At 62.7% G+C, this 20,245-nt stretch carries 19 protein-coding genes; 7 read left to right on the top strand and 12 right to left on the bottom strand.

From position 1 onward, the window contains the following. Positions 1-145: 145 nt before the first annotated feature. On the bottom strand, positions 146-577 hold the full coding sequence (locus BLS08_RS05395) for a hypothetical protein (RefSeq protein ID WP_021490288.1): 432 nt from the start codon (positions 575-577) through the stop codon (positions 146-148). 337 nt (positions 578-914) lie between these two features. Here BLS08_RS05395 and argF point away from each other — a divergent pair, with 337 nt between their 5' ends. Continuing rightward, on the top strand, positions 915-1,835 hold the full coding sequence (gene argF / locus BLS08_RS05390; RefSeq protein ID WP_090336192.1) for an ornithine carbamoyltransferase: 921 nt from the start codon (positions 915-917) through the stop codon (positions 1,833-1,835). Next, positions 1,832-2,938 (top strand): ABC transporter ATP-binding protein, encoded by a 1,107-nt coding sequence (locus BLS08_RS05385; RefSeq protein WP_055986866.1) that lies wholly within the window; start codon positions 1,832-1,834, stop codon positions 2,936-2,938. The genes argF and BLS08_RS05385 overlap by 4 nt, the downstream gene beginning before the upstream one ends. On the opposite strand, the gene BLS08_RS05380 is transcribed toward BLS08_RS05385, so the two are convergent. From BLS08_RS05380 to ybaK, 3 genes are all read right to left on the bottom strand, one after another. Continuing rightward, positions 2,939-3,745: a PhzF family phenazine biosynthesis protein gene (locus BLS08_RS05380; protein ID WP_090336190.1), complete on the bottom strand. Its 807-nt coding sequence runs from the start codon at positions 3,743-3,745 to the stop codon at positions 2,939-2,941. A gap of 129 nt (positions 3,746-3,874) precedes the next feature. Beyond that, positions 3,875-5,362 carry a glycerol kinase GlpK gene (gene glpK, locus BLS08_RS05375; protein ID WP_090336189.1) on the bottom strand — a complete coding sequence of 496 codons (1,488 nt, stop codon included), beginning with the start codon at positions 5,360-5,362 and terminating at the stop codon, positions 3,875-3,877. Positions 5,363-5,588: 226 nt separating this feature from the next. Further along, positions 5,589-6,059 (bottom strand): Cys-tRNA(Pro) deacylase, encoded by a 471-nt coding sequence (gene ybaK, locus BLS08_RS05370; protein ID WP_017675081.1) that lies wholly within the window; start codon positions 6,057-6,059, stop codon positions 5,589-5,591. 98 nt (positions 6,060-6,157) lie between these two features. Between ybaK and BLS08_RS05365 the strand changes: the two genes are divergently transcribed. The 3 genes from BLS08_RS05365 to bfr all read left to right on the top strand — a co-directional run bounded on the left by BLS08_RS05365 (position 6,158) and on the right by bfr (position 9,374). Beyond that, positions 6,158-6,916: a DeoR/GlpR family DNA-binding transcription regulator gene (locus BLS08_RS05365; RefSeq protein ID WP_017675082.1), complete on the top strand. Its 759-nt coding sequence runs from the start codon at positions 6,158-6,160 to the stop codon at positions 6,914-6,916. Between the two features lie 188 nt (positions 6,917-7,104). Beyond that, a complete protein-coding gene (gene glpD / locus BLS08_RS05360; protein ID WP_017675083.1) occupies positions 7,105-8,634 on the top strand; it encodes a glycerol-3-phosphate dehydrogenase in 1,530 nt (509 codons plus the stop codon). A gap of 269 nt (positions 8,635-8,903) precedes the next feature. Beyond that, positions 8,904-9,374, top strand: a complete 471-nt coding sequence (bfr, locus tag BLS08_RS05355; RefSeq protein WP_003462607.1) for a bacterioferritin — start codon at positions 8,904-8,906, stop codon at positions 9,372-9,374. Positions 9,375-9,503: 129 nt separating this feature from the next. On the opposite strand, the gene BLS08_RS05350 is transcribed toward bfr, so the two are convergent. Beyond that, positions 9,504-12,578, bottom strand: coding sequence for an efflux RND transporter permease subunit (locus BLS08_RS05350; RefSeq protein ID WP_090336187.1), 3,075 nt, complete (start codon positions 12,576-12,578; stop codon positions 9,504-9,506). A gap of 6 nt (positions 12,579-12,584) precedes the next feature. After that, on the bottom strand, positions 12,585-13,688 hold the full coding sequence (locus BLS08_RS05345; protein WP_026088392.1) for an efflux RND transporter periplasmic adaptor subunit: 1,104 nt from the start codon (positions 13,686-13,688) through the stop codon (positions 12,585-12,587). A gap of 91 nt (positions 13,689-13,779) precedes the next feature. On the opposite strand from BLS08_RS05345, the gene BLS08_RS05340 reads away from it, so the two are divergent. Continuing rightward, positions 13,780-14,415: a TetR/AcrR family transcriptional regulator gene (locus tag BLS08_RS05340; RefSeq protein WP_017675086.1), complete on the top strand. Its 636-nt coding sequence runs from the start codon at positions 13,780-13,782 to the stop codon at positions 14,413-14,415. A gap of 4 nt (positions 14,416-14,419) precedes the next feature. Here the strand turns inward: BLS08_RS05340 and BLS08_RS05335 are convergent, their stop codons facing one another. Further along, positions 14,420-15,211, bottom strand: coding sequence for a class I SAM-dependent methyltransferase (locus BLS08_RS05335; RefSeq protein ID WP_017675087.1), 792 nt, complete (start codon positions 15,209-15,211; stop codon positions 14,420-14,422). A gap of 106 nt (positions 15,212-15,317) precedes the next feature. Between BLS08_RS05335 and BLS08_RS05330 the strand changes: the two genes are divergently transcribed. After that, positions 15,318-16,085: a hypothetical protein gene (locus tag BLS08_RS05330; protein WP_017675088.1), complete on the top strand. Its 768-nt coding sequence runs from the start codon at positions 15,318-15,320 to the stop codon at positions 16,083-16,085. A 91-nt stretch (positions 16,086-16,176) separates the two neighbouring features. Here the strand turns inward: BLS08_RS05330 and BLS08_RS05325 are convergent, their stop codons facing one another. The 5 genes from BLS08_RS05325 to BLS08_RS05305 form a co-directional block, all read right to left on the bottom strand. Then, positions 16,177-16,878, bottom strand: coding sequence for an extensin-like domain-containing protein (locus BLS08_RS05325; RefSeq protein ID WP_017675089.1), 702 nt, complete (start codon positions 16,876-16,878; stop codon positions 16,177-16,179). A gap of 12 nt (positions 16,879-16,890) precedes the next feature. Further along, entirely contained in the window at positions 16,891-17,760 is an 870-nt protein-coding gene (locus BLS08_RS05320) for a DUF72 domain-containing protein (protein WP_017675090.1), read from the bottom strand. A 42-nt stretch (positions 17,761-17,802) separates the two neighbouring features. Beyond that, the gene (locus BLS08_RS05315; RefSeq protein ID WP_017675091.1) at positions 17,803-18,147 is read right to left on the bottom strand and encodes a hypothetical protein; all 345 of its coding nucleotides are present in this window, start codon (positions 18,145-18,147) and stop codon (positions 17,803-17,805) included. Positions 18,148-18,260: 113 nt separating this feature from the next. Then, on the bottom strand, positions 18,261-18,944 hold the full coding sequence (tsaB, locus tag BLS08_RS05310; protein WP_017675092.1) for a tRNA (adenosine(37)-N6)-threonylcarbamoyltransferase complex dimerization subunit type 1 TsaB: 684 nt from the start codon (positions 18,942-18,944) through the stop codon (positions 18,261-18,263). Positions 18,945-19,321: 377 nt separating this feature from the next. Continuing rightward, complete coding sequence (locus BLS08_RS05305) at positions 19,322-20,083, bottom strand: 5'-nucleotidase, lipoprotein e(P4) family (RefSeq protein WP_017675093.1); 762 nt, start codon at positions 20,081-20,083, stop codon at positions 19,322-19,324. Positions 20,084-20,245: the final 162 nt, after the last annotated feature.

Raw genomic sequence — 20,245 nt, 5'->3', positions numbered from 1 at the left:
GGCCTGGCCTCTTGTTCTGATCCGAGACGACCGGTCAGGTCGCAGGTCATGAACTATGGGCCGAGCGCGGAGACGACGCCAGCAGCGTTCGTCTCATGAATCGGCAGGCATCAAGCCTGCCGATTCAGGGTCGCGACTGTCCGAATTAACGGATGGAGGTCACGGTGCCCTTGTTGCCGGTAACGTTGACGCTAACGGTCTTGTACACGAAGTAATCCTGAACGTTCACTTCGTAACGCGGGGCGACGATCACGTCGGCACCCGAGGCCTTGACTGCCTTGTAGGCAGCTGCGGACTTGGCGGAAGCGACCGGGTCGAGACCCAGCGCGAAACCACCCTCACCACCACCGTAGGTCACGCCATCGGCGAACTGAGTGTCACCACCCAGCTTGAACACACCGAACAGGATGTTCACCGAAGATTGACCGGAGATGGGCTCGCCCACTTTCACGTCGGCCTTGAGGTTAGTTTGCACGGTGCCGTTCAGCGGAACGGTCGGCTGGCTAACGTTCTGGCTGGCACAGCCAGTCAGCAGGGCGAGAGCGGAGAAAGCGGCGGCGTAGGCTACGTGTTTCATGCAAAACTCCTTTGCACATATATTCCATGGATGTCCCCGTTGCGGGGGCAATGCATTGCCTTGGAAAGGCGGCGGCATCCTAGAGGCCCGGTCTAGAGCGGTGCAAGCGATGATGTCAGTTTTGTGACATCTCGCACGCAGCTTTGGGAAAAGGCTTACAAAACAGGATTTTGTATGCCTGCGGGCGGCAATTTGCGCCGTCTCGTCATTTCCTTATAAGATCGCGCCTTCCCCTGTTTCGTCGCACCCTGCGGCCTCCTGCCGCAAGCTCTGCTGTTTTTGTCGGTTTTATCCCCGACTGCGGGCTTGCGAACTGTAGTGATAAAGGTAGTTAACGATGAGCGTCAGACACTTTCTCTCGATGATGGATTACACACCGGACGAACTGGTGGGACTGATCCGCCGAGGCATCGAGCTGAAGAATCTGCGCAACCGTGGGGTACTTTTCGAGCCGCTGAAGAATCGCGTGCTGGGCATGATCTTCGAGAAGGCCTCGACTCGCACCCGCCTGTCCTTCGAAGCCGGCATGATCCAGCTCGGTGGCCAGGCCATCTTCCTCTCGCCGCGCGACACCCAACTGGGCCGTGGCGAGCCGATCGGCGATGCTGCCATCGTCATGTCGAGCATGCTCGACGCGGTGATGATCCGCACCTTCGCCCACGGCAACCTCATCGAGTTCGCCGCCAAGTCCAAGGTACCGGTGATCAACGGCCTGTCCGACGATCTGCACCCCTGCCAGTTGCTGGCCGACATGCAAACCTTCCTCGAACACCGCGGCAGCATCACCGGCAAGACGGTGGCCTGGATCGGCGACGGCAACAACATGTGCAACTCCTATATCGAAGCGGCGATGCAGTTCGACTTCCAGCTCAAGGTCGCCTGCCCTGCTGGCTACGAGCCGGATGCGCGCTTTCTGGCCCAGGCTGGCGAGCGCGTTCAGGTCGTGCGTGACCCGCGCGAAGCAGTGGCCGGCGCCCATCTGGTCAGCACCGACGTGTGGGCCTCCATGGGCCAGGAAGACGAAGCCGAGCAGCGCATGGCGTTGTTCCGCCCCTACCAGGTCACCCGCGAGCTGCTCGACGCCGCCGCCGAAGACGTGCTCTTCATGCACTGCCTGCCGGCGCACCGTGGCGAAGAGATCAGCTTCGACCTGCTCGACGACCCGCGCTCGGTTGCCTGGGATCAGGCCGAGAACCGCCTGCACGCCCAGAAGGCACTGCTGGAGATGCTGGTCGAACCGGCGTACCACCACGCATGAGCCAGCCTCTGCTGCAGCTACGCGGACTGAACTGCGGCTACCACGCCCACAAGGTGGTGCAGGATCTCGACCTGCACCTCAACCCTGGCGACATCGGCTGCCTGCTCGGCCCATCGGGCTGCGGCAAGACCACCACCTTGCGCGCCATCGCCGGTTTCGAGCCAGTCCTGGAAGGCGAGATCGAACTGGCAGGTGAAGTGATTTCCCGCGCCGGTTTTACCCTTGCGCCGGAGAAACGCCATATCGGCATGGTGTTCCAGGATTACGCCCTGTTCCCCCACCTGAGTGTGGCGGAAAACGTCGCCTTCGGTATCCGCAAGCAGCCCAACGCCGAGCACGCCACTCAAGAACTGCTGGAGCTGGTCAAGCTCGGTAACCTGGCCAAACGTTACCCGCACGAGCTGTCCGGTGGTCAGCAGCAACGGGTCGCCCTGGCGCGCGCTCTGGCGCCGGAACCGAAATTGCTGCTACTCGACGAACCTTTCTCCAACCTCGATGGCGAACTGCGCAGGCGCCTGAGCCATGAGGTACGAGAAATTCTCAAGGCGCGTGGCACCAGCGCCATTCTGGTCACTCACGATCAGGAAGAAGCATTCGCCGTCAGCGATCACGTCGGTGTGTTCAAGGATGGTCGCCTGGAGCAGTGGGACACACCGTTCAACCTCTATCACGAGCCGCTGACGCCTTTCGTCGCCAGCTTCATCGGTCAGGGTTACTTCATTCGCGGCCAGTTGCTCGGCCCGGAAACGGTGCAGACCGAGCTCGGCATGATCCGCGGCAACCGCGCCTATACCTGGGCTCAGGGCAGCGCGGTGGACGTATTGCTGCGCCCGGACGACATCGTCCCGGACGAGCACAGCGAACTGAAGGCGCGCATCGTCGGCAAGACCTTCCTCGGCGCTGCCACGCTCTACCGCCTGCAACTGCCGACCGGCAGTCAGTTGGAATCGATCTTCCCCAGCCATGCCGATCACCAGCCAGGCGACGAGGTAGGCATCCGCGTCGCCGCCGATCACCTGGTGGCCTTCCCGGCTCTCGGCAGCGTCGCCGCGCAATTGCAACTCAGCGACTCCGGTGGCGTGCGCCGGGTCAGCAGCAACTGATCAGAGCATCAGCTGGCCACTGGCGATATGCCGCGCGTGGCCAGCAATCTTGACCCGCTCGCCCTCCAGACGACAGAGCAGCTCACCACCGCGCGCCGAACACTGGAAAGCGCTTAGTTCGCTGCGCTCCAGGCGTTCGGCCCAGTAAGGCACCAGCATGCAGTGCGTCGAGCCGGTCACCGGGTCTTCATCGATACCAATGCTCGGCGCGAAGTAGCGCGAGACGAAGTCGTGCTTTTGCCCGCTGGCAGTCACCAGTACACCAAGCCCAGGCAGGGTGGCCAGCGCCGGCAGATCGGCGGTGAAACTGCGCACCTGCGCCTCGGACGCCAGCACTACCATCAGCTCCTGCACGCTGCCATCGGCATTCAGCAGAGCCAGGACCTGCTGCGCAGGCTGACCCAGCGCGCGCTCGACGTCGGAGTGTAGCAACGCCGCCACCGACAATACCGGGCGCACTGGGAAATCCAGCTGCAGACGCTCACCCTGGCGGGTGACCTGCAGCGCTCCGGACAAGCAGGTGAAATCCAGTACCTCGGCCGGTTCCTGATAGATGTCGAACAGCACTTTGGCCGCAGCCAGGGTGGCATGCCCGCACAGCGGCACTTCGCTGACCGGGGTGAACCAGCGGATATGCCAGGCACTGCCCTCCTTCACCACGAATGCCGTCTCGGCCAGGTTGTGCTCGGCGGCGATACGCTGCATCAACGTATCGTCGAGCCAGGCATCCAGGCGATAGACCATAGCGGGATTGCCCGCGAACGGCTGGTCGGTAAAGGCGTCAACTTGATGGAATTCGAGAGGCATGCTGCATTCCTGGCCAGATGAGAGCCGTCAGCATGCCTGCGCAGGGTAAGCCGCAACAGATACAGTTCCTGTTTTCCAGATGCTCTGAGAGCATCGCGGCTAAAGCCGCTCCTACGATCCAGGGGTGCTTCAGGGCTCGCTGCGCACACGTTTCACCGCATCCAGCCAACCGGCGTAGAGACGCTCACGGTGCGCCTCGTTCATTCGCGGCTCGAAGCGCTGCTGACGATGCCAGTGGCTGGCGATGGCATTGAGGTCCTGGTAAAGGCCCAGCTTCAGACCCGCCAGGTAGGCGACGCCGAGCGCCGTGGTTTCGGTGACCTCCGGGCGCTCGACGCTGACCCCAAGAATGTCGGCAAGAAACTGCATGACCCAGTTGTTCTCCACCATGCCACCGTCGACACGCAGCGCACTGGGTGCCGCGGCACCGTCCTGGCGCATGGCCTCGAGCAAGTCGCGGGTCTGGTAGCACACCGACTGCAGGCCGGCGGTGACGATCTCCTTGATCCCGGTGTCGCGGGTCAGGCCGAAGATGGCGCCACGCGCCTTGGGGTCCCAATACGGCGCACCCAGGCCGGTGAATGCTGGCACCAGATAGACGCCGCAGGCCTCACCGGTGGCCTCGGCCAGCGCCTCGCTGTCGCGCGCATGGCTGATCAGCTTGATGCCGTCGCGCAGCCACTGCACCGCCGCACCGGCCACGAAGATGCTGCCCTCGACCGCATAGGTGACCTTGCCATCGAGGCGATAGCCGACCGTGGTGAGCAGGCGATTTTTCGAGCTCACCGGCTGATCGCCGGTGTTCTGGATCATGAAGCATCCAGTGCCGTAAGTGCTCTTGACCATGCCCGGCTCGAAGCAGGCCTGGCCGATCAGCGCCGCCTGCTGGTCACCGGCCATGCCCAGCACCGGGATGCTGGCGCCGAGCAGCTCGCTGTCGGTGTGACCGAACTCGGCGGAGCAATCGAGCACCTCGGGCAACAGGCTGGCGGGGATCTCGAACAGCTTGAGCAGCTCTTCATCCCACTGCTGGGTATGGATATTGAACATCAGTGTGCGCGAGGCATTACTGGCATCGGTGCGATGCACCTTGCCATCGGTCAGACGCCACAGCAGGAAGCTGTCGACGGTGCCAAAACGCAGTTCACCGCGCTCAGCTCGCTCACGGGCACCTGGAACGTTCTCCAGGATCCAGCGCAGCTTGGTGGCAGAGAAATACGGGTCGATCAGCAGGCCGGTCTTGGCCGAGACCATCGCCTCATGGCCCTGATCCTTGAGCCCGCCGCAATAATCAGCGGTACGACGATCCTGCCAGACGATGGCCGGATGGATAGGCGTGCCACTGACGGCATCCCACACCAGGGTGGTTTCGCGCTGGTTGGTGATGCCGATGGCGGCGATCGCTTCCGGCTGCAGTCCACTGCTGGCAATCGCATCGCGGCAGACCTTGAGCGTGGACAGCCAGATTTCCTGGCCGTCGTGCTCGACCCAGCCATCCTGCGGGAAGTACTGCTTGAACTCCTGCTGGGCACGTGCAACCGGCAAGCCTTGGGCACTGAATATGATGGCGCGGGAGCTGGTGGTGCCCTGGTCGATGGCTAGCAGGTATTGGGTCATGCAAGATTCCTTGTTGTTATCGGTAGCAGGCTGTTGAAAAACTACCTGCGTTGCCATTGCTGCGTCAAAAACAGGCTCAAAATGCTCATTTACAACGCGTAAACTCCGCTTTTTCGCCTATTTTTTCCTTGCACTGGCTGCCTCGCCTACGTTTTTCAATGATCTGCTAACGTTCACTGCAGTTGACTGCAGACTGGCTTATTTTGCTGGCAGCATACTGCTCGGTTCAGGCTTTGCCGATAGCGGCGAACTGCCCCTGGGTATGTTGCGCCAGGGTCTCGGCCGAGAGTTCCAGTTCCAGCCCGCGCCGGCCGCCACTGACGTGAATGGTGGGATGCTGGCGTGCGGTCTCGTCGATAAAGGTGCGCAAGCGTTTCTTCTGCCCCAGCGGGCTGATGCCGCCGACCAGATAACCAGTGGCGCGCTGCGCGGCAGTCGGGTCGGCCATGTCGGCCTTCTTCGCGCCAGCCGCTGCGGCCAGCGCCTTGAGATCGAGACTGCCGACGACCGGCACCACCGCCACCAGAAGCTCGCCTTTCTCGGTCGCCGCGAGCAGAGTCTTGAACACGCATTCGGGCGCCAAGCCGAGCTTTTCCGCCGCTTCCAGCCCATAGGACGGCGCCTTGGGGTCATGCTGGTAGCTATGCACACGGTGTTCGGCCTTGGCCTTTTTCAACAGATCGATGGCTGGGGTCATGTTCGAATGTGAAAACGCTGTGAAAGATGCCCTACATTAACAGGCCGAAATCCTCCGCATCTACAGCCTATAATGGGTGACCATCACAGGAAGCGCTCATGAATCTCGCTCCCCGCCAGCACGAAATCCTCAACCTCGCCCGCGACCGTGGCTACGTCAGCATCGATGAACTGGCTCAAGCCTTCGCCGTCACCCCACAGACCATTCGCCGCGACATCAACCAGTTGGCCGAGCACGGTCTGTTGCGTCGCACCCATGGCGGCGCGGCGTGCGAATCATCGAGCATTCAGAACACCGCCTATGGCATGCGCGCCGGGCAGATGCGCGAAGAAAAACAGCGTATCGCCGAAGCCGTGGCGGCGCAGATACCTGATCACGCCTCACTGTTCATCAATATCGGCACCACCACCGAAGCCATCGCCCGAGAGCTGCAGAACCACAAGGGCCTGAAGATCATCACCAACAATCTGCACGTCGCCGCGCAACTCAGCGCCAAGGCTGACTTCGAAGTCCTGGTGGCCGGCGGTACGGTGCGCAGCGACGGCGGTATCGTCGGCCAGGCGGCGGTGGATTTCATCCAGCAGTTCAAGGTCGACTACGCCATCGTCGGTATCAGTGGTATCGACGACGACGGCAGTCTGCTCGACTTCGACTATCAGGAAGTACGCGTTTCCCAGGCGATCATCGACAACGCGCGGCAGGTTTTCCTCGCCGCCGACTCCAGCAAGTTCGGCCGCAACGCCGTCGTGCGCCTGGGCTCAATCGCCCTGGTCGACCGCGTCTTTACCGATAGCGCGCCTTCAGCCGCCATCACCCGCCTGCTGCACAGCCACAAGGTCCAGCTCGACCTGGTCTGAGTGCGCACGTTCTCGTAGGGCGGGTGTAACCCGCCAAAGCACCCATCACGGTTTACCCCCTGCTCCCATCCGTTCAATACCGCTCGGCGCGCAATCGTGTGCCGGGGTAGCGAAGCTGCGCATCTTCGTCTAGCATATTTTCGAAAGTGAACATAACCACATTCGAATCCAACAGCCGAGCGTGCCACATGCCCCACGACCAGTTCGCCAGCCCCGTTGCGGAAGTCTATGACCTCGCCGTCGTTGGCGGCGGTATCAATGGTGTGGGCATCGCAGCCGATGCAGCCGGTCGTGGCTTGTCCGTGTTCCTTTGCGAAAAGGACGACTTGGCCAGCCACACTTCCTCGGCCAGCAGCAAGCTGATCCATGGCGGCTTGCGCTACCTGGAGCACCACGAATTCCGCCTGGTACGTGAGGCCCTGGCCGAGCGCGAAGTGTTGCTGGCCAAGGCGCCGCATATCGTCAAACCGATGCGCTTCGTTCTGCCGCACCGCCCCCACCTGCGTCCGGCCTGGATGATCCGCGCCGGCCTGTTCCTCTACGACCATCTGGGCAAGCGCGAGCGCCTGCCGGCTTCGCGCGGCGTGCGCTTCGGCGCCGGTAGCCCGTTGAAAGCGGAGATCAGCCGCGGTTTCGAATATTCCGACTGCTGGGTGGACGATGCTCGCCTGGTGGTGCTCAACGCCATGGCCGCGCGGGAAAAAGGCGCGCACATCCACCCGCGCACTCGCTGCGTCAGTGCACGGCGCAGCAAGGGGCTCTGGCATATCCATCTGGAGCGCAGCGACGGCAGCCTGCTGTCCATTCGCGCCCGCGCTCTGGTCAACGCCGCCGGCCCCTGGGTCGCGCGCTTCATCCGTGAAGACCTCAAGCAGCAATCGCCCTACGGCATCCGCCTGATCCAGGGCAGCCACATCGTCGTGCCACGCCTGTATGACGGTGAGCAGGCCTACATCCTGCAGAACGAGGATCGTCGCATCGTCTTCGCCATCCCCTATCTGGAGCGCTTCACCCTGATCGGCACCACTGACCGCGAATATCAGGGCGACCCCGCCCAAGTGACGATCACTGCCGAGGAAACCGACTATCTGCTCAAGGTGGTCAATGATCACTTCAAGCAACAGCTCAGCCGCGACGATGTGCTGCACAGCTTCGCGGGCGTACGCCCACTGTGCGATGACGAATCCGATGAGCCGTCGGCCATTACCCGCGACTACACCCTGTCGCTCTCCGGCGCGCCGGGCGAGGCACCACTGCTTTCGGTCTTCGGCGGCAAGCTGACCACTTATCGCAAGCTGGCCGAGTCCGCCATGCAGGAACTGGCCGCGCATTTCAGCAACCTGGGGCCGAGCTGGACAGCCACCGCCCCGCTCCCCGGTGGTGAGGATCTGCAAGGCCAGAGCGCCCTGGTCGAAGCGCTCTGCGAACGCTATGGCTGGCTACCCACCAGCCTGGCCAGACGCTGGGCTACCAGCTATGGCAGCCGTACCTGGCGCCTGCTCGATGGCGTACACAACCTTACCGATCTCGGCGAACATCTCGGTGCCGGGCTTTACACCCGCGAAGTGGAATACCTGCGCCGTGAAGAATGGGCGCGCAGCAGTGCCGACATTCTCTGGCGGCGCAGCAAACTGGGCCTGTTCATGACCCCGGCGCAGCAGGCCCGCCTGCAGGACTACCTGAACAGCCGCGACCCGCATTCGGCTTACGCGGCCTGAATTCTGCGTGCCCCATGCCCCGCTCTGCGGGGCTTTTTTATGGGCGCGGAAAAATAAAATACCGGGGTTACTTCCCCGTTTCAGTCAGCGTAGAACTTTCAGTAACTTTTTTATTGCGTTGATTCAATAACTTGGCGTCATGATGCGGAATAAAAACATTCTTATTCAGTTTTATTTTTACTTATGTTTCAACCACTTAAGTTTGACATAAGGGAAAACCAAGCCGAAAATTCGAGATCATCACGGTCATTGAAGCAGCAGGAGCGGTCATGAAAGGCGACAAGAAGGTCATTCAACACCTGAACAAGATTCTTGGTAACGAACTGGTCGCCATCAACCAGTATTTCCTGCATGCGCGCATGTACGAAGATTGGGGCCTGAAGAAACTCGGCGAGCACGAGTACCACGAGTCCATCGACGAGATGAAGCATGCCGACAAGCTGATCAAGCGCATTCTCTTCCTCGAAGGCATTCCCAACCTGCAGGATCTGGGCAAGATCCTGATCGGTGAAAACACCAAGGAAATGCTCGAGTGCGACCTGAAGATCGAGCACAAGGCCCACGGTGACCTGAAGGCCGCCATAGCCTACTGCGAGAGCATCGGTGACTATGCCAGCCGCGAACTGCTCGAAGAAATCCTCTGCTCCGAAGAGGATCATATCGACTGGCTGGAAACCCAGCTCAGCCTGATCGAAGCCGTCGGCCTGCAGAACTACCTGCAATCGCAGATGGACGAATAAGTCAGATCCGCTCGACGAAAAACGGGAGCCACTGGCTCCCGTTTTTTTATTGCTATCAGTAACTTTGCGGGGAAGAGCCTGATAGCCGCGACAGCATTAAAAGCTCGCCGCTAAAGCGCCTCCCACAACTTACTGCGCCTCGCTCTCCTTGACCCGGAACCACGCTGCATACAGCGCCGGCAGGAACAGCAAGGTCAGCGCCGTGGCCACCACCAGCCCGCCCATGATCGCTACCGCCATCGGCCCGAAGAACACGCTGCGCGACAGCGGAATCATCGCCAACACCGCCGCCAGTGCAGTGAGCACGATGGGACGGAAGCGGCGAACCGTGGCCTCGATAACGGCGTGCCAACGATCCAGACCGTGGCTGATGTCCTGCTCGATCTGATCGACCAGAATCACCGAGTTACGCATGATCATCCCGGCCAGGGCGATGGTGCCGAGCATGGCAACGAAGCCGAACGGCTGGCGGAAGATCAACAGGAACAGGGTGACGCCGATCAGGCCCAGCGGTGCGGTGAGAAACACCATCGCCGTGCGCGAGAAGCTTTTCAGCTGCAGCATCAGCAGCGTCAGCACCACCACGATGAACAGCGGGATACCGGCGTTCACCGATTTCTGTCCGCGCTGCGAGTCCTCCACCGTGCCGCCGACCTCCAGCAGATAACCCGCAGGCAGTTCCGCACGGATCGGGTCCAGCGTCGGCAGGATCTGCTGGGTCAGACTGGCCGGCTGCTGCTTGCCATAGACGTCGGCGCGCACGGTGACGTTGGGCAGGCGATTGCGGTGCCAGATGATGCCTTCCTCGAAGCCGTATTCCAGCGTCGCCACCTGCGACAACGCCACGCTGCGGCCGCTGTCGGTCGGCACCGCCAGGCTCGGCAGCAGGCTCAATGCCTTGCGTTCCTGCGGCGTGCCGCGCTGAAGAATCTCGATCAGCTCATTGCCCTCACGGTACTGGCTGACGCTGGTGCCGGACAGCGAGCCTTGCAGGAAGCGCGACAGCTCGGCGGTGTTGACCCCCAGGGCACGGGCACGATCCTGATCGATATTGAGGATCACCACCTTGCTCGGCTCCTCCCAGTCCAGGTGCACGTTCACCACATGCGGGTTCTCGCGCACCTTGTCCGCCACCTGACGGGCCAGGGCACGCACCTCGTCGATATGCTCGCCGCTGACGCGGAACTGGATCGGGTAGCCCACGGGAGGCCCGTTCTCCAGGCGGCTGACGCGGCTACGCAGGGTCGGGAACTCGTCGTTCATCACCTTGATCAGCCAACCACGCAGGCGCTCGCGCTCTTCGATGCTTTTGGCCAGTACCACGAACTGGGCAAAGCTTGCCGCCGGCAATTGTTGATCCAGTGGCAGATAGAAACGCGGTGAGCCGGTACCAACATAGGCCACGTAGTTGTCGATGCCAGGCTGCTCCTTGAGCAGCTTCTCCAGGCGATGCACTTCGGCTTCGGTGGCGCTCAGCGAGGCGCCCTCCTCCAGCTTGATGTCGACCATCAGCTCCAGGCGCCCGGAGGCCGGAAAAAACTGTTGCGGCACGAAGCGAAACAGCAGCACAGAGGCGACGAACAACGCAATGGTCAGCAGGATCACGATGCCGCGACGACGCACACACCATTCAACCGTGGCGCGAACACGGCGGTAGAACGGCGTCGAATAAGGGTCATGACCGCCTGCGCTGCCACCGTGTTTCGCCGCGTGCAGTTTGGCCAGATCGGGCAGCAGCTTGTCGCCCAGATAGGGCACGAACATCACCGCCGCGATCCATGAAGCGATCAGCGAAATGGCCACTACCTGGAAGATCGACCGGGTGTACTCACCCGTACCGGACTGCGCGGTGGCGATGGGCAGGAACCCGGCCGCGGTGATCAGTGTGCCGGTGAGCATCGGAAAGGCCGTGCTGGTCCAGGCGAAGCTGGCTGCCTTGAAGCGGTCGTAGCCCTGCTCCATCTTGATCGCCATCATCTCCACCGCGATGATCGCGTCGTCCACCAGCAGGCCGAGGCCGAGCACCAGCGCGCCGAGGGAAATCTTGTGCAGGCCTATCCCCAAGTAGTACATGGCGGCAAACGTCATCGCCAGCACCAGCGGAATTACCAGCGCCACCACCAGGCCGGTGCGCACCCCCAGGGAGAAGAAGCTGACCGCGAGCACGATCACCAGCGCCTCCACCAGCACCTTGACGAACTCGCCCACGCCGGTTTTCACCGCCGCCGGCTGATCCGACACCTTGCGCAGCTCCATGCCCAACGGCAGCGTCTGTTGCAGGCGGGCGAACTCACCTTCCAACGCCTTGCCCAGCACCAGAATGTCGCCGCCGTCCTTCATCGCCACGGCGATGCCGATGGCATCCTCGCCCATGAAGCGCATGCGCGGTGCGGGTGGATCGTTGAAGCCGCGCTTGACCTCGGCCACGTCGGCGATGCGGAAGGTACGATCGGCGACGCGAATGGGAAAATCGCGAATTTCCTCCACCGATTCGAAGCGCCCGGTCACACGCAGTTGAATACGCTCGCTGGCGGTTTCGAAGAAACCGGCAGCCGCCACCGCATTCTGCGCCTCCAGCGCCTGCTGCACGGCAGACAGTGGCAAACCTAGGGTCGCTAGCTTGGTGTTGGACAGTTCGATCCAGATTTTCTCGTCCTGCAGTCCCACCAGCTCAACCTTGCCCACATCCTTGACCCGCTGCAGTTGCAACTGCAGGCGGTCGGCGTAGTCCTTGAGCACGGCGTAGTCGAAACCGTTGCCAGTCAGCGCATAAATATTGCCGAAGGTGGTGCCGAACTCGTCGTTGAAGAACGGCCCCTGGATGCCGGGCGGCAGCGTGTGGCGGATGTCGCTGATCTTCTTGCGCACCTGATACCACAGCTCAGGAATCTCTGAGCTGCGCATGGAGTCGCGTGCCATGAAGGTGACCTGCGACTCGCCCGGACGGGAGAAGCTGGTGATGCGATCGTACTCGCCGGTCTCCATCAGCTTCTTTTCGATTCGCTCGGTGACCTGACGCGATACTTCTTCGGCGCTGGCGCCCGGCCAGTTGGTGCGAATCACCATGGCCTTGAAGGTGAATGGCGGATCCTCGCTCTGCCCCAGCTTGGTATAGGAAAGCGCGCCGACCACGGCGAACAGCAGCATGATGTAGAGGACGATCTGGCGATGGCGCAGCGCCCAGGCAGACAGGTTGAAGCTCATGCGGGCTTACTCCTTGGCGGCCAGTTCGACGTTGCGGTTGTCCCGATCGACCGGGCGTACCTGCTGGCCTTCGCGAAGAATCTGCACCCCGGCTGCGACTACCCAATCGGAAGCGGCGAGCCCCTCCAGCACCGGCACCCGGTCATCACCATAGGCACCGACACGCACCGGGCGGCGCTGCACGATGTGCTCCCTGGGGTCCACGACCCAGACGAACGCCTGGTCCTGCTCGGCGCTGAGTGCCGACAGCGGCACCGCAAGCGGTACCTCGCCATTGCTGGCAATGAATACCCGCGCGCTCTGCCCCAACTCAGCCGGCACCTTGCCTTCGGTGAAAGCGACACGGGCGGCGAAAGTGCGCGACTGTGGATCGGCCGCCGGTGCCATCTCGCGGATGCGTCCGGGGAAACGCTGATCGGGCTGCGACCAGAGCTCCACCTCGACCACCTGACCAATCTCGAAACGACCAAAGCTCTGCTCCGGCAGGCTGATCGATACCTCACGCTCACCATCGGCAGCCAGGGTGAACACCGTCTGACCGGCCGCCACCACCTGCCCCACTTCGACCGCACGACGGGCGATCACACCGTCCTGCGAGGCCCGCAGCACGGCATAGTCGGTCTGATTGCGGGCCACGTCGTACTCGGCCTTGACCTGTTTCAGACGCGCTTCGCCAGCACGGTACTGGTTCTCGACGTTGTCGAACTGCGAGCGGCTGACCAGATTGCGCCCAAGCAACGCCTTGTAGCGCTCACGCTCGGCGCGCACGGTCTGCAGGTTGGCCTCGGCTGCCGCCATCTGCGCGCGGATGGCTTCCAGCTGCAGGCGCACGTCCTGCGGGTCCAGTTCGGCCAGTGGCTGATCCTTCTTCACCCGGTCGCCGACATCCACCATGCGCTTGCTCACCTTGCCGGCGATACGGAAGGCCAGCTCCGGCTCGTAACGTGCACGCACCTCGCCCGGATAGCTGTCGACCAGCGCAGTAGCCGGCTGCGGTTGCACCACCATGGCAGGACGGATCGGTTGCTCCGCCTGTTCACCGTTACCGCAGGCAGACAGCAGGAAGACGAGACCCAGAGAAGCAACGAGCGGGAGAACATGGCGAGACATGTGTAAGACCTTTCAGAGAAGGTTTGGAATATTTGTACTGGCGGGTATAGTAAAAATAGCAAACTCGCCAGTCCAGTATTAAAATCCGCCAATGCCTGACAAGTTGTTACAACCTTCCGGCCCCGGCCGACCGAAGGATCCCGCCAAACGTCGTGCCATCCTCGAGGCAGCCAAGAGTCTGTTCCTGCGCAACGGTTACGACGGCAGCAGCATGGACGCCATCGCCGCAGAGGCTGGGGTTTCCAAGCTCACGGTGTACAGCCACTTCACCGACAAGGAGACCCTGTTCTCTGCGGCGATCAAGGCCAAGTGCGAGGAGCAGCTTCCCGAACTGCTGTTCGAACTGCCGGATAACGTGCCGCTGGAAAGCCAGCTCCTGGAAATCGCGCGTGGTTTCCTGGCGCTGGTCAACAGTCGCGAATCGGTAGAAATGCACCGGATGATGGTGAACCTGGCCAGCCAGGGCTCGAAGCTGTCGCAGCTGTTCTACGAAGCAGGTCCGAAGCGGGTGCAGGAAGAGATGGAAGTGCTACTGCACAAGGCCGCCAAGCGCGGTCTACTGAGCCTGGATAATCCGCATCTGGCCGCCGATCACTTCTTCAGCCTGCTCAAGGGCGGCGCGCACTTTCGCCTGCTGATCGGTTGTGGCGAACCGCTGAAAGGTGAAGCCGCCGAGCATCATGTGCAGGATGCGGTGCAATTGTTTCTGCGCGCCTACAGACCCTGACGGCTTACACCTGAGCGCCGGCTTCCAGCTTCTTCTTCGGGTAGATGTCGTAACGGCTGGATTTACCCTCCAGCACATAGCCCGGCTTGCCAGCTTCGATTGCCGGGGCCTTGCGCGGGCGCTTGACCACCACGCGGTGAGTGGCCAGCGCCAGCGCCGCTTCGAGCAACGCCGGCGCATCCAGGTCATCGCCGACAAACGGGCGGAACAGGCGCATTTCCTTCTTCACCAGCGCACTCTTGTCGCGATGCGGGAACATCGGATCGAGGTAGATCACCTGTGGCGCCTCCCCTTGCCAACTGCGCATCAGCTCGATGGCGTTACCGGTAAGCAGGCGCATGCGCGCCACGATGGGTGCCACATCGAGGTTCAGTGCCGCACGCTGCAGGCCGTCCTCCAGCAACGCCGCCACCAGCGGCTGGCGCTCGATCAGGGTCATCTCGCAGCCCAGGCTGGCCAGCACGAACGAGTCACGCCCCAGCCCCGCGGTCGCATCGAGAATCCGTGGCCGAATGCCCGACTGCACCCCCACCGCCTTGGCGATCATCTGCCCACTGCCGCCGCCGAACTGGCGGCGATGCGCCGCCGCCCCCTCGACGAAATCCACCCGTACCGGGCCAGGCGCCTTGTCGCCCAGCTCGACCAGTTGCAGCCCGTCGTCGCCCAGTTGCAGGGCGAACTCGGTCTCGCCGTCTTGCCTCAAGTCCAGGCGCGATGCCCATTGAGCAGCCGCTTCGGCGTACTGAGGATGCAAGGCTTGGATACGGATGCTGGCGTTGTGCCGCTCGTCGGTCATTGGCTCGTTCTGCTCAAAAATCACTCAAAGCACCGGCCACACGGCCGATATCGAAGAAGCGGCATTCTGCCAGACCCGGCCGCCGACAGCCGCATCGAGAGTGAACATGTTTGACGCCCTCTCCGCCCCACGTCCTAGTAGCAGCCCTGCCAACGCTCGTCCTCTCGATGACGAACTCGACCGCGCGACGCACGAATCCATCAACTATCAGATTCTGCGCCGCACTCTGGGTATCGAAGACGAGCAGAAACCCGGCGAGATCGCTCGTGAGCTGCGGGAAACCGCCGAGCCACCTGCCGTGTCCACCAGCGCCGCCGTGGTCAGCCAGGCGGTAATCGATCAACGCGGCCTGGAACTGAATGTCAGCCTGGGCCAGGCGCCTCAGCAGGTCGATCCGCTGGTACTGGATATGGCTGACAACGGCTTCTCCACCAGCGGTCTTGGCCGCCCCGTGCGCTTCGATCTGGATGCCGACGGACGCATGGACTCGATCAGCGTACCCACCGGTGACGATGCGCTGCTGGCGCTGGATCGTAACGGCAACGGGCGTATCGACGATGGCCGCGAGCTGTTCGGCGATCAGCATGGCGCTGCCAATGGCTTCGCCGAACTAGCGCGCTTCGACGACAACGGCGACGGCCGTATCGATGCGGCCGATGCGGTATTCGACCAGCTGCGCCTGCTGCGTTTCGATGCCCAGGGCCGCCAGCAGTTGCAGACACTCGGCGAAGCAGGCGTCAGCGCCATCGACCTGCGCGCCCGTGACGTCAGCATCGCCCTGGGTGCTTACGACCAGATCGCCCAGTTGGGACGATTCGAGTTCGCCGATGGGCGCAGCGGGCAGGCGGCCGATCTGCTGTTGGCCAAGCGCTAGGGATGGCGAAGCTTTTTCGTTGCCATAGGGCGGATGCAAACCGCCATTGGCGCTATGGCGGGTTGCACCCGCCCTACGGATCGTAAGCGCCTCAGCGGCACATCCGCCACATGCCCATATCCACGTGAAAGTGGTCGCGGTGTGCAGTGTTGTATTCCGGGCCCAGGGTGACGTTGAAGCTGTCACAGGCCGCTTCCTGCACCATACGCAGAAAGCGCGCCTTGTCGCCCTGCGCCGGCCAGTCGCGCAGCACGCTGATGTGCTGGCCGTCGCGCAGACGGAAGCCGACCATATCCAGCGCGTTGGCATAGGAATGCTGGCTGGGCCGCTGGCTGCCGGCAATGCTGCGACAGGCGAAGCTGCCGACATGCTCGACGCGGGTCACCGGCTGGCCGAATACCGCCTGCGCAGCGGGCTGCAAGCCATGTCGCTCGAACAGGGCGAAACTCACCGCCAGCGGGCAGGTGGCCATGAAGCTGCTGCTCAGGCCAACGTTGGCGCCCTGGATGCGCACGGCGTTTTCCACCGGGCAACCGGGGTGCGGCGTGCTGTCGGCCAGACGGGTAAAACGCAGCCCGGACGTCGCCAGAGCCAGGTCGCACAACTCGCGATCGTCACCCAGACGCCAGAGCTTGAAGGGGGTCAGCAGGTTCGGCGTCTCTCGCACATCCAGCGGCGCCCAGGGGTTGAAACGCGGCGCCACCTCCAACCAGCCACGCCACAGCGCCATCAGCAGCGCTGCGCCCAGCAGCAAGGAGAGAAACAGCAAACGGCCGATTATCCGTATCAGCATATCCATGCTCCATCAGAGTAAGCCAAGCTGCTCCAGTTCCGGTTCAATCTGCAACACAGGCAGTTCGGGCAAGCCAGGCAGGCGCTGCATCAGCTGCTCATGAAAACGCCGCGCCAGCTCCGGTGCCAGGCGGTTATCCGAGGTATGAGCGAATACGTAGGGAGACAGTCCCTGCTCGATCCAGCCGGCGACCTTGTCCAGCCAGGGCAGCATGAAAGGGTCGTTAGCCAGCAACTCGGGGTGGCCGATGAAGCGCAACTGCGGGCCCTGACTGAACGCGGTAGGCCGAGTCGGCAGACGCGGCTTCTTGGCTTGCGCATGCAGCACGGCGGGCTCCTGCGAGTCGCAGCTGAACAGCGCGCGCGAATCCAGGCAGATGCGCTCGATACCACGCTCGTGCAGCAGGCGATTGAGCATACGCTCGGCATCGCCCTTGGCGAAGAATTCCGGGTGGCGCACCTCTATCGCCAGCGGCCAGTCACCCCATTGCTCGATGAACGCCGCCAGCTCCGCCAACCGCGATGGTCCGAAGCTGGCCGGCAGTTGCAGCCAGTAAGGCGCTACCCGTTCGCCGAGCGGCGCCAGCAACTGGCGAAACTGCGTGACCTCATCCAGTTGCTGGCAAAGATCCTCGCTATGGCTGATGTCTCGCGGCAACTTGGCGCAGAAACGAAAGTGCGCCGGCATGACCTGCGCCCAGCGCGCCACCGTTTGCTCGCTGGGCCAGGCATAGAACGTGGTGTTGCCTTCCACCGCGTTGAACACCTCGGTGTAGCGGCTGAGAAACTCGGTTGGCCGGGTATCCTGCGGATACAGCGTGGCGCGCCAGGCCGCTTCGCTCCAGGACGGACAACCAAGGTAATAGGGAAGCGCAGCGCTCATCAATCGGTTTAGCGGGCCTGGCTGAGAGGGTGTGAAACGGGGTTACGCGTAGAGATCGAGCCCGAGCACTTCCTGCGCATCGTACTCGCTGGCGTAAGCGGCGGTGGTGCTGTAGCTGGCCAACGCCTGTGCAGCACGGTTGCTCAGCGCAGGCTGTTGATAACCGAGATCCTGCGAACGGGTCGGCAGGCTGTCGGTGTTACTGCTGCTGGCCTGTACGCGGCGAATCTGCGGCGCCTGCTCCAGCCCCTGGCTGCTGGCTGGGGCAGCCGGTTGTTCACGCTGGGCCTCGACCTCCCGCTGCGCCTCGCGATAGGGCGTGACCGCAGTCCCCGAACGGGGGCCACGATCTGGCGAGTAGGAAGGTAAGTAACCGTCGATCCGCATCTAGGGCTGCTCGGTGGGCTCGGCTGAACAAGGGACAGTGCTGGCAATGTAGCGGCGGGCTGCGTCCTTGGCAAATGCCGAAGAGTTCTTGGCGCCAAGCATCCGACCAGTTGTCATGCCGGCGGTGCTTTCGGCGTGGCGACCTGGTCACGCAGGTACACCGGCTGCGCCTGATCGGCCGGCAACGCCTCGCCACGCGCCCAGGCAAAACGGGCCAGAGTCAGCAGGTCTTCGGCGTGCGGCAGCATGCTGCCATCCATGCTCACCGGTGTGAGGGCGATACGCGCGGCGAAGGTGCCCCAACCGGTGCCGGCGCCGAACCACTCACCATCGCTGCCACGCGGCGCCTCGGCTTGCTCCGGCGGCAACACTGCCTCCTGACCGAGCAGACGCATCTCGCCAGCCTCGGCGCGGTAGCAGCCCCAATAGACTTCGTCCATGCGTGCATCGATGGCGGCGGCGACCTGGGTCGCGCCCTGCTCACGCAGCGCACGCTGAGCCAACACGGCCAGATTGGAGACCGGCAGCACCGGTCGATCCAGGGCAAAGGCCAACCCCTGCACCACGCCGATGGCGATGCGCACACCGGTGAATGCACCCGGGCCACGGCCGAAGGCGATGGCATCCAGCGCCGATGCGGCGATACCCGCCTCTCCCAGCAGTTGCTGAATCATCGGCAACAGGCGCTGCGCGTGCATGCGCGGGGCGACTTCGTAGTGGCTGAGCACGCGACCATCGTGCATCAGCGCGACGGAGCAGGCTTCGGTGGCGGTATCGAGGGCCAGGAGAGTGGTCATTGCATTCGGACAGCTGAAGAAAAAAGAGCCGGCATTAGACCGGCTCGACAACATTTTTTCCAGCGCCATGACGGCGCCTGGCTTGCGCAGAGCGACCGACGGGCGCCCTTAGAGCCTGCTCAAAGTCTCGCGAGCTAGAGCAATGCAAGGCGCAACGACCAACGGGAGTAACAGCCGAAGGCTGGCCCGAAGGGCGAGCGCCAGCGAATCAAACAGGCGAGGAACGACCGGGGTCGCGTTCGACTGTACTTTTGTACATGAGCATTACTCGCTGCGCTCGCCCTGCGGGCCGTCCTGTGGACGTTCAGTGACAAGTCACGGTCCGAGCCTGTATTTAACGCGGCAGGTCCGACGCGCAGCAGACTTTGAACAGGCTCTTACCAGGGCTCGACCACCGTCTCGGCCTCCCAGCCTTTGAGCGGCGCCTTGGACCAGGTGCCGTAGCCAGCATTGGGGAACACGATCCACTCGACGCCCCACTTGTCCGACTCTTCGGCGACAGTCTTGCGCTGCGCGTCGAGCGGTGTCTTGCGAAAACGTGCGTCGAAATCATGCAGCGTGTCGCCCAGCAGCATGATGATCTGATGACCGGCGCTGACGATGGCGCGGCGCTCGACCTTGGGCGGCCCGAGCAGCAGAACGCTCTCCTCCGATACCTGCGGCAGGCCCAGCTTGCTCAGGGTGGCCAGGGTGTACTTCTTCTGCTCGTCGGCGCGGTCGGAGATGTAGCGAATGGTCACGCCGAGCTTGTCGGCGTGCTCGAGGAATTTCTTCGCACCGGGGATCAGCTCGGGCGTGCCGTCACGCTCCCAGGGCAGCCAGGTGTCCCAGGCGTCGTACTGGTGACAGTTGGCCAGATCGCGCGCCAGCAGCGCGCTGTTGTCGATCACGGTTTCATCGAGGTCGGTGACGATGGCCAGCTTCGATGGATCCTTCGCCGCCGCCACGGCCTTGTCGAGCTTTTCCGTGGCGATGTTGTAGGCCTGCAACTGCAGCGCCTGGATTTCCGCCGACTGCTGCTGAAAGCGCAGGCCCATGGTGAACTCGGCGACGGAACAATCCGTCGCGGTGTCGGCAAATGCCAGCGGAGTAGCCAGCAGCGATACCGCAAGGCCCAGCCAGATGCGTTTCTCGGTCATTGAATGCCCTCTTCCTTATAGGTTATCGACACACCCCGGCGCAGACCGGAGGCTGCATCGTCGATACTAGCCGGCACGCATTGCCCAGCCATGCTTGAGAGCGACCTGAACGTATCAGGTTCCATAAACGAACAAGGCCCCTTGCGGGGCCTTGCTGCGATG

It is taken from the genome of Ectopseudomonas chengduensis, from assembly GCF_900102635.1.
Classification (GTDB): Bacteria; Pseudomonadota; Gammaproteobacteria; order Pseudomonadales; family Pseudomonadaceae; genus Aquipseudomonas; species Aquipseudomonas chengduensis.
This window is presented reverse-complemented; position numbering and strand designations above follow the sequence as displayed.